Source organism: Burkholderia sp. BCC1993 (genome assembly GCF_905339865.1).
Classification (GTDB): domain Bacteria; phylum Pseudomonadota; class Gammaproteobacteria; order Burkholderiales; family Burkholderiaceae; genus Burkholderia.
In genome coordinates this window covers 1-529 of the sequence record NZ_CAJPGZ010000067.1, presented here as the reverse complement: position 1 = coordinate 529, position 529 = coordinate 1, and the positions used below count along the sequence as shown (strand labels likewise).

The following is a 529-nucleotide window of genomic DNA, read 5'->3' as shown; positions in this document are numbered from 1 at the left end:
GGCGATCGCGTCGCGCGCGCGCGTGGCGCCGCGCGCGAGATCGAGCGCACCGAGCCGCGCATCGCGGTTGCACACGGAGATGTTGATGTTGTCGCGCACGCTCATGTCGAGGAACAGGCCCTGGCGCTTGCGGTCTTCCGTCAGGTAGACGAGACCGGCGTCGATCGCGTCGCGCGGCGAATGCGCGCCGAACGTGCGCTCGCCCAGCTTCACGTCGCCGCGCGTGCGCGGCTCCGCGCCGAAGATCAGCCGCGCGAGTTCGGTGCGGCCCGCGCCGACGAGCCCGGCGATGCCGAGCACCTCGCCCGCATGCAGGTCGAGGCTGCAGCCGCGCACGCGCTCGCCGTCGGCGATGTCGCGCACCGACAGCAGCAGGTGGCCGGGATCGTACGGCGCGTGTTCCTTCTTGTAGAAGCCGGAGATGTCGCGGCCCACCATCATCGCGACGAGCCGCTCGGCGGACAGCGATGCGCGCTCGAGCGTGCCGACGTACGAGCCGTCGCGCAGCACCGACACGCGGTCGGACAGC

Annotated in this window: 1 protein-coding gene; it reads right to left on the bottom strand. The window is 72.2% G+C overall.

The genetic code is table 11. From position 1 onward, the window contains the following. A partial coding sequence (locus tag U4Y91_RS36595) for an ATP-binding cassette domain-containing protein (protein WP_321809130.1) occupies window positions 1-529 on the bottom strand: 529 nt, incomplete at both ends.